Below are 591 nucleotides of genomic sequence, written 5' to 3'. Positions count from 1 at the left end.
TCCGCACCGCCGTTAGCTGCAAGCTGCCCTGACGGATCGGAGCGCCGGGAGTTCGGAAAGCCACCGCATCTATTCCAAAGCCCACCCCGATGGTTGCCGCTGCCTGAATGGTGGCCGTATTGACGGTACCAGCCGGATAGTTGGCCAGAGTTGCCAATCCGCCGCTGTAATCGACTCTGCCGACCTGAATACCGGCATTGGTTTCTGTGCTCAGGTTTTTATAGAGCGAGCCGTCCCGGTCAAAGTAGGTTTGACCATTCCATTCAAAGACCACGCTGCCGGGGAGCAAAACGGTATTGTCCATCAAGGGCAACAGATCAATGGTCAGCTCTGGCGAGGTAATATTCTCATTATAAGGCGCATGACTCAGGTTACTCGCCTGTGCAATGGCGGTGATGGTGCTGCCGTTAAAGGTTTGGACTTTTGGGACGTTGGTGGCCTCGACCTCCCTGATTTTACCACCAGCGTAAGTTCTTACCCGCCATTCTGGATAGTTGTAATTCTGCAATGCCAGAATGGTAAACGCCCCGGTCTGGTAATCAATGCTGCCGGTTACTCCTCGCCAGCCACCGGCAGTATCATCGCTTATCT

Annotated in this window: 1 pseudogene; it reads right to left on the bottom strand. The window is 54.3% G+C overall.

Annotation, left to right across the window (positions count from 1 at the left end):
* Positions 1-591, bottom strand: a pseudogene (locus J7439_RS25930) (hypothetical protein); the annotation flags it as partial.

The sequence above is a fragment of the Salinisphaera sp. G21_0 genome, assembly GCF_017744115.1.
GTDB lineage: Bacteria > Pseudomonadota > Gammaproteobacteria > Pseudomonadales > Endozoicomonadaceae > Endozoicomonas.
Note: the sequence above shows the minus strand (reverse complement) of the source record. Positions and strands in the feature narration are given on the sequence as shown.